Raw genomic sequence first — 7866 nt, forward strand, 5'->3', positions numbered from 1 at the left:
CCGGCCCCTGCCCCGTCCGTCCGGATGGCGCAACCGCGGGGCTCTCCGTTCAGCCGTAGGTGATCGTCACCCGCTCGAAGCCCAGCCCGCCCAGAAGCCCCTTCAGCATCGCGGTCGTGTTCCGCTCGGCCCGTTCCGTCAGGCCGGACTCGCGGGCGGCGTCGCCGATCCGCCGGGCCGCGAGGACGTTGACGGCCTGCTCGCTGGAGGGGTTGTCCGAGAACAGGTCGCCCAGCCGGTCGAGCAGACCGCGCTGCTTGGACACGGCGTACGAACGCTCCGGGTCGAGCGCCGGGTCGGCCAGCCGGGCGTGCGGCAGGCGCAGGGAGGCCTCGGTCCGGTCGGCGTCGACGGTCACGGCGCCGTCCCCGAGGGCACCCAGGTCGACGTAGGCGCCGACGCTGCCGTTGGCCACGTACAGGGTGCGGGTGCCGCGGATCGCGTCCGGAAGGAACCGCGCGTCGTGCTCCAGGTCGACCACCACCTGGTAGCTCCCGGAGGCGCCCTCGTACCGGCTCAGGTCCTGGACGGACTTCAGGACGGCGGGGCCGGAGCGGTCCTTCACGTCCGTCCCGAAGATGCCCGGAACGGCGATGCCGAGGAACCAGCTGATCAGCATGAGGACGACGGCGAGCACGAGCAGAACGAGGGTGACGAGGCGCCACCTCGTTCCGGAGCGCTTCCGTGTCCGGAGGGGCGGCGAGGGTCTGTTCTCGGTGTCTTCTCCCATGGACGCCGGATGCCCGTGTCGGCCCCTCCCATGCCCAACTTCCCTGTGATCGGCACCTGTTGGTGCTCCGGGGGCGAGTGGTCCGGGTGAGGCGGCCCCACGGAACGCGCGGCATGAGGCCCCTCGGCGCGGGTACGCGGGATCCGTTCGCACGTGCTCGTCGCGCGGTCGCCGAGCGGCCGCCCCAGGGGAGGAAGAAGCGCATGACCGGTTGGAGACCGAAGTGGAGACGGGCCGCGGCGGCGGGGGGCGGGACGAAGGCGGCGCCCGCCGGCGCCCGGGAACGGCGGAGCGGCGCGCAGCCGGTCGGAAAGGGACCGGACGCAGACGGCCGGGAGGGCACGGGACCGGACGGAAAGGGAGAGGACAAGGCGCAGCCGGACGCCCGGGGGCCGGAGGAAGGACCGGAGAGAAGGCCGGAGGCGGCGGTCCCGGTCCGGCGCGGGCCGGGGCGGTTCGTGCGGGCACTGGTCGCCCTGGTGGCCCTCGCGGGCATGGTGGCGTTCGCCGTGGTCCTGGCCCGGCTCACCCTGGAGGCCTCGCCGGAGTCCGTCTCCCTCACCCACAGCAACCTGACACCGGGCCGGTCGATCGAGAGCTACCTCAGCCGGCCCGGCTTCGTGGAGACCGTCAAGCAGCTCGGGGGGAACATCGTCCTGGGCGTCCCCTTCGGGATCCTGCTGCCGCTGCTGTCCCGCAGGGCACGCGGCTTCCTCCGCGTCGCGCTCCTCACCGCCGCCACCATGCTGCTCGTGGAGCTCGTGCAGGGCGCGCTCGTCACGGGCCGCGCCTTCGACGTCGACGACGTCCTCCTCAACACGACGGGAGCGCTCCTCGGCTACGTGCTCATCGGCCGGCGGATGGGCCGTGCCGTCCATCCCCGCACCCGAGCCCGCCGGTGGTGGCGCCGTCGCCCCGCCGAACCGTCCCTCTGACGCCCCGGCGCCGAGCGGCGTAGGGCCGGCCGGTGAGGGTAACCGCCGGGACATGGCCGAACGGAGCACCTCCCACGACCGGGCGCCGGACCACCGGCCCCCACCCTCCGACAGGCCCGGCGCCTCCGGCGCCGGGCCGGACCCCGCCGTCGAGGCGCGCGCCCCCGACTCCCCGGCCGACCTCTCCAGGGACTCCTGGCTCGCGGTTCTCAAGGGGTCGGCGCGCGAGTTCACGCGGGACGAACTCATGGACCGCGCGGCGGCCCTCACCTACTACGGCGTACTGGCGCTCTTCCCCGGGATCCTCGCCCTCGTCTCGCTGGTCGGGATCAGCGGGCGGCGGACGACCGACAAGGTGACGGAGAGCCTGCGCGACCTGGCGCCGGGACCTGCCCGCGACGTGCTGGAACAGGCGCTGGCGGCCCTGCGGGACAACGCCGCCACGGGCGTCACGATGGCCGTCGTCGGCTTCCTGGTGGCGCTGTGGTCGTCCTCGGGCTACGTCGGCGCCTTCATGCGCGCCGCCAACCGCGTCCACGACGTCCCCGAGGGCCGCCCCGTGTGGAAACTGCTGCCGATCCGGCTCGGCATGACGGCGGCGCTCATGGTCATGGCCACCGCGAGCGCCCTGCTGCTCGTGCTCAGCGGGGACGTGGCGCGCCGCGTCGGCGACGTGCTGGGAGTCGGGGACACCGCCCTGACGGTCTGGACGGTGGCCAAGTGGCCCGTCCTCCTCCTGCTCGCCGTGGTGATGATCGCCCTGCTGTACTGGGGGAGCCCGAACGCGAAGGGCCGCGGCTGGCGCTGGGTCACCCCCGGAAGCGTCCTCGCCCTGCTGATCTGGGCGGTGGCCTCGGCGGGCTTCGCCGTGTACGTCGCCGAGTTCGCCTCGTACAACCGGGTCTACGGCACCATGGCCGGTGTCGTCGTCTTCCTCGTGTGGCTGTGGATCAGCAACCTGGCCGTGCTCCTGGGGCTGGAGTTCGACGCCGAGCTGCTGCGCCGCCGTGCCGTGGCGGGAGGCATGCCGCCGGACCGGGAACCGTACGTCGAACCGCGCGACACGCGCGCCTGGAGCGACGAGGACCGGCGCCGGGCCGGCCTCCCGGAAGAAGAGGGCGAACGAGACCACGCGGGCTGAGCAGACGCGCGGACGGGCGGCCCGACGACGGCCGGCCCCGGTGGAGGGGCAGCGGAAGGAGGCCGGGCGGCGATCCGCCCGGCCTCTGCACATTCATTCGAGAAGAGGGGTTTGGCGCGGCCGGATCGGCGCAGACGGAGTTCACCGACCACTTCGGCGACGAATCGGAGGCACATCATGGGCATCATCGCGTGGATCCTCATCGGCCTGCTGGCCGGCCTGATCGCGAAGGCCCTCATGCCGGGCAGGGACCCGGGCGGCATCATCATCACGATCCTCATCGGCATCGGCGGCGGCCTCCTCGGAGGCTGGCTCGGCAAGGTGATCTTCGGCATCGACTCCATCGACGGCTTCTTCGACCTCTCCACCTGGATCGCGGCCATCGTCGGCTCGATGATCCTCCTCGGCCTCTACCGCCTCGTCGCGGGCGGCCGGCACCGCCATGCCTGACCCCGGCCGGACCACGGCACCACGCGGAAGGCTCCGCCTCGCCCCTCACGGGGGAGAGGCGGAGCCTTCCGCGTGGAGTGCGTGCCCCGGGCCGTCCGTGACGACGGGGCGGACCACCGGACACGGCCCTGCCGCCGGGCTGCCGGGCCGTTGGAACGCTGGGTACGGGCCGGGCGCACCGCTCCGTCCCGACGCCCTCGGAGGCGTCAGGTCCGCCGGCGCCGCCGCCCGCCCGCCACTCGTTCCCCGAACTGCTGCATGATGGCCAGTGCCGCCGGGGCGGACCCCGTCCGCGGTCCGGCGGGACGATCACGAACGATGGAGGGCGCATGAGCGACATGGAGAAGGCCGTTCTGGCCGGAGGCTGCTTCTGGGGGATGCAGGACCTCATCCGCAGGCAGCCGGGTGTCGTGGGCACCCGGGTGGGATACACCGGAGGCGACACGCCCCACGCCACCTACCGTGACCACGGCGACCACGCCGAGGCGATCGAGGTCCTCTACGACCCCTCGATCACGACCTACCGGGACCTTCTGGAGTTCTTCTTCCAGATCCACGACCCCAGCACCGTCGACCGCCAGGGCAACGACATCGGCCGCAGCTACCGCTCCGCCCTCTACTACACGGACGAGGACCAGAAGCGCGTGGCGCTCGACACGATCGCCGACGTCGACGCCAGCGGCCTGTGGCCGGGCCCGGTCGTGACCGAGATCGAGCCCCTGGGGGACTTCTGGGAGGCCGAGCCCGAGCACCAGGACTACCTCCAGCGCTACCCCGACGGCTACACCTGCCACTTCCCGCGCCCCGGCTGGAAGCTCCCCCGCCGCGCCCGGGACACCGAGACGCCCACCGCCTGACCCCCGCACGCGCCCGGGCGGGGTCGTCCCCGCTGAACGGCCCCTCGGGCGCCATCGTCGTCACCCTGGCCGGACCCTCACGTCCGCCGTGGCCCCGAGACGCGGTGCCTCCTCCACGGAACCGGTGCGTGACGGTCAGGGGGGAGTGGGGGAGGAACGGCGGAGCCGGTCGAGGCGCTGGATGACGGGCGCGGCGGTGGCGCCGTGCAGGAAGACGGACAGGAAGACGGTGAAGGAGACGACGGCCCACAGCCGGTCGGCGTACGCGGCGAAGAGCCCGGTGTGGCCGAGGGCGTAGGCCAGGTAGAACAGCGAACCGACGCCCCGGATCCCGTACACGGCGGTGACCAGACGCTCCTGCGGACCGGTCGCGCCGCCGAGCAGGGCCGCGTATCCGGCGGTCGGCCGGACGACGAGGACCAGAAGGACCCCGACCAGGGCGCCCTGCCAGGTGAGGGACGGCAGGCCGTGGGCGACGAGGTAGCCGCCGAGCAGGAAGAGCAGGAAGACGGTCAGCAACCGCTCGATCTGTTCGGTGAACCCGTGCAGCACCTTGTGGTAGCCGTGGTCGCGTTCGGCGGCGCGGATCGTGCAGGCGGTGACGAACACGGCCAGGAAGCCGTACCCCCGCGACAGCTCGGCCGCCCCGTACGCGACGAACGTGGCGCCGATGGCGACGAACCCCTCCATGTGCTCGGACAGCCGCAGGGCCCGGGGCCGCGCCCGGAAGAACATCCATCCCAGCACCCACCCCGTGACGACCCCGACCGCGACCCCGACGGCGATCCTGACCAGCACGTCGACGAGGAACCACTCCGCGGCCCAGCCCGCCGTCCCCGTCGGTGCCGCGGCGACGGCCAGCGCCGCCAGTACGAAGGGGAAGGCGAGACCGTCGTTGAGTCCGGCCTCTGCGGTGAGGGAGAAGCGGACCTCGTCCTCGTCGTCCGGATCGTCGGTCGGCTCTCCCACCCGTACCTCCGCCGCCAGCACGGGATCCGTCGGCGACAGGACGGCGGCCAGCAGCAGTGCCGGGGCGAGCGGCCACCCCAGGATCAGGGCGGCGGCCGTCGTGGCGACGATGGTCAGCGGCATGCCGATGCCCAGCAGCCGCCACGCCCCCGCCCCGCCGCGCCGGCCCACCGGCCGGTTCAGCGCGAGCCCGGCTCCCATCAGCGACACGATGACGCACAGTTCGGTGGCGTGCTCGACCCACAGCCGGGACCGCACCGGATCCACCGTCGGTACGGCCCAAAGGCCCGCGAGCATGCCCACGGCCAGGAACAGCATCGGCATCGACAGCGGACGGCGGAAGACGACCCGGGGCACCACGGCCGCCCCCAGCGCGCCGATCCCCGCCGCGAGATACACAGCATCAGACAACGTCACCTCGCACATCCTGTCCCATTCCGTCCCTTTTATTGCTGGTTGTTGAGGCAACCCGGGTAACGGAACCGGCGGGTCAGCGGGACGTACCCGCGCTCGAAGCCGTGAGGGAGGACGACGGCGACGGCGGTGCGGACGGGCCGCGGGGCGAACGCCGACACGTCCCGGGTCGGATCCGGGCGGCGCGCGTCCGCGTAGATCTTGGTGAGGAGGTCGCCGCTCCCCGCGTAGCACTTGAGACGGACACCGCGCCCCCACCGAGACGGACATTGGCGCCGATGCGGAACCCCCCTCCACGGAGCCCGTCTTGACCCCCGCGTCGGCTCGATCGTCGGGTCGGCGGAAGGAGGTTCTGATGACAGGTCGGGTGAGCGAGCGGTCGGTGAGGGCGTCCGCGCCGGAGTACCAGGGAGCGCTGGGATCCCTGTCGGTGAACGCCTCCCTCCCGGACGTACTCGAGGAGGGCATGCGGGGGGCCCGGGAGGCGGAGCTGTCCGGCGACCTGCACGAAGCGGCGCGCTGCCGACTGGCCGTCGCGGAGGCGTGCCGCAGGCTCGGGCGGACCGGCGAGGCCGACCGGGCGTGGAAGGCGAGCTACCGGGCGGCGCGCGCGGCCGGCCACGAAGGGGCGATGGCCTGGGCCCTGTGGAGCGGCGGCACGCTGGCGCGACAGCGCGGGGCGTTCAGGCTGGCGTACCGGTTGCTGCACCTGGCCGCCGAGGCCGGCGAGCGGGGCGGGGACGTGGTCGCCCGGGGCTACTCGCTGGCGGGTCTCGCCGAGACCGGACGCATCCAGGGCGACTACGCCAGCGTGGCGCGCCTGCACGAACAGCTGCTGACCGAGGCGCGCCGCCGGGGCGAGGCCCGGCACACGGTGTGGGCGCTGGAGGGCATCGCGCAGATGTACCGCAACACCGGCCGCTTCGACGAGGCCCTCGCCCTCCTCGAGGAGGCGGCCGAGACGGCGGAGCGCGCCGAGGACCGGCGTGGCTGGGCTTGGGCCCTGCGCGGCATCGCCGACGTCCTCTCCGCCCGCGACGGCGACGTCGAACGCGCCCTGACGCTGCTGTCGCGAGCGGAGGAGGCGTGCCGCGAGATACGGCTCCGCAGTGCCCTCGCCTACAACCACAAGATGCGCGGCAACGTCCTGTACCGCGCGGGACGCTACGGGCAGGCCCGCGAGCTGTACGCACAGGCCCTCGACGAGTTCCGGGGGATGGACGAGCCGCGGGGGACCGCGCTTTCGAGGCTGGGCCTCGTCAAGACCGAGGCCCGGCTGGGAGCCGCAGCCGCCCGCACCGCGGCCGAACTGACCGCCCTCCGCACGGACCTGGAGCGCATCGGACTGCTCCACGCCCGGGCCCTCGAGGACCGCGCCGCCGCCGAGCTGGGCATCGACCCGCTACCGGAACCCACCGGCTCCGAACCGGGGACGGAGCGCCGGGCGCTGCCGGACACCGGCGCGGAGGCGCTGCGGGCAGCCGATCCGGAGGGACTGCGATCGGCCGATCCGGAGGCGCTGCGATCGGCTGACCGGGAGGGACTGCGGTGAGCGCCCTCCCCACGCACACGCACACACCCGCGCCCGCGTCCTGGATCCGCCCGCTCGTCGGCACGGCGGAGGCGAGGGGCATGCCGGGCACGGTGGAGGACGTGGACGTCCCCTCGGCGTCCGACGTCCTGCGACGCTGCCGGGAACTGGTCCGCCCCGCGCTGGTGGACGCGGTCGGCCGCCTGCACCCCTGGACCGGGGAGATGGCGGCGTACGCCCTGGGCTGGTCCGACACCGCCGGCACCCCGGAACCCGGAGGATCCGAGGGCAAGGGGGTGCGGCAGGCCCTCGCCGTGCTCGGAGCGGAAGCCGTGGGGGCGGACGCCGCCTGCGGCGTCCCGGGCGCGGTGGCCGTCGAACTCGTCCACACCTTCTCCCTGCTCCACGACGACGTCATGGACGCGGACGCGCTGCGGCGACGGCGACCGGCCGTGTGGAAGGCGTACGGGACGGGCCCGGCCGTGTTGGCGGGCGACGCGCTCCTCGCCCGGGCGGTGACCGGCCTTGCCGGGACCCCGGGCGACCACGCGGCGGCGGCGGTGCGCCGCCTCTGCGACGCCCTGAACGACCTCGTGGCGGGCCAGGCGGAGGACCTGCGGTTCGAGCACCGGCCCTGGGACGGGCCCGGCGCCGTCGGACCGGAGGAGTACCGGTCGATGGCGGAGGGCAAGACGGGCGCCCTGCTGGGGTGCGCGCTCGCCCTCGGCTCCGTCCTCAGCGGCGCCCCGGAGCCGACCGTGGCCGCGCTCGACCGCGCGGGGCGTCACCTCGGCCTCGCCTTCCAGGCCGTCGACGACCTCCTCGGCATCTGGGGCGAC

General features: G+C 74.0%; 8 protein-coding genes. 6 read left to right on the top strand and 2 right to left on the bottom strand.

What is annotated here, in order from left to right; translation table 11 throughout:
* Positions 1-49: 49 nt before the first annotated feature.
* Positions 50-637 carry a DUF4230 domain-containing protein gene (locus IE321_RS32150; RefSeq protein ID WP_043220360.1) on the bottom strand — a complete coding sequence of 196 codons (588 nt, stop codon included), beginning with the start codon at positions 635-637 and terminating at the stop codon, positions 50-52.
* Between the two features lie 551 nt (positions 638-1188).
* On the opposite strand from IE321_RS32150, the gene IE321_RS42345 reads away from it, so the two are divergent.
* The 4 genes from IE321_RS42345 to msrA all read left to right on the top strand — a co-directional run bounded on the left by IE321_RS42345 (position 1189) and on the right by msrA (position 4113).
* A complete protein-coding gene (locus tag IE321_RS42345; RefSeq protein WP_306311877.1) occupies positions 1189-1665 on the top strand; it encodes a VanZ family protein in 477 nt (158 codons plus the stop codon).
* A gap of 52 nt (positions 1666-1717) precedes the next feature.
* On the top strand, positions 1718-2806 hold the full coding sequence (locus IE321_RS32160) for a YihY/virulence factor BrkB family protein (RefSeq protein WP_190225480.1): 1089 nt from the start codon (positions 1718-1720) through the stop codon (positions 2804-2806).
* A gap of 177 nt (positions 2807-2983) precedes the next feature.
* Entirely contained in the window at positions 2984-3256 is a 273-nt protein-coding gene (locus IE321_RS32165; protein WP_190225481.1) for a GlsB/YeaQ/YmgE family stress response membrane protein, read from the top strand.
* A 329-nt stretch (positions 3257-3585) separates the two neighbouring features.
* A complete protein-coding gene (gene msrA, locus IE321_RS32170; protein ID WP_043220362.1) occupies positions 3586-4113 on the top strand; it encodes a peptide-methionine (S)-S-oxide reductase MsrA in 528 nt (175 codons plus the stop codon).
* A 135-nt stretch (positions 4114-4248) separates the two neighbouring features.
* Here msrA and IE321_RS32175 read toward each other — a convergent pair whose 3' ends face one another.
* Complete coding sequence (locus IE321_RS32175) at positions 4249-5499, bottom strand: cation:proton antiporter (RefSeq protein WP_229916636.1); 1251 nt, start codon at positions 5497-5499, stop codon at positions 4249-4251.
* A gap of 352 nt (positions 5500-5851) precedes the next feature.
* Between IE321_RS32175 and IE321_RS32180 the strand changes: the two genes are divergently transcribed.
* Positions 5852-7048 carry a tetratricopeptide repeat protein gene (locus IE321_RS32180; RefSeq protein ID WP_190225483.1) on the top strand — a complete coding sequence of 399 codons (1197 nt, stop codon included), beginning with the start codon at positions 5852-5854 and terminating at the stop codon, positions 7046-7048.
* A gap of 80 nt (positions 7049-7128) precedes the next feature.
* Positions 7129-7866: polyprenyl synthetase family protein (locus tag IE321_RS32185; RefSeq protein WP_190225486.1), on the top strand; the 738-nt coding region annotated here is incomplete at its 3' end.

It is taken from the genome of Streptomyces hydrogenans, from assembly GCF_014656075.1.
Taxonomy (GTDB): Bacteria; Actinomycetota; Actinomycetes; order Streptomycetales; family Streptomycetaceae; genus Streptomyces; species Streptomyces hydrogenans.

Excerpts from the sequence above, each read along its gene's own strand:
- IE321_RS32160 (WP_190225480.1), top strand. The coding sequence starts at position 1,718 with ATGGCCGAACGGAGCACCTCCCACGACCGGGCGCCGGACCACCGGCCC.
- IE321_RS32165 (WP_190225481.1), top strand. The coding sequence starts at position 2,984 with ATGGGCATCATCGCGTGGATCCTCATCGGCCTGCTGGCCGGCCTGATC.
- msrA (WP_043220362.1), top strand. The coding sequence starts at position 3,586 with ATGAGCGACATGGAGAAGGCCGTTCTGGCCGGAGGCTGCTTCTGGGGG.
- IE321_RS32180 (WP_190225483.1), top strand. The coding sequence starts at position 5,852 with ATGACAGGTCGGGTGAGCGAGCGGTCGGTGAGGGCGTCCGCGCCGGAG.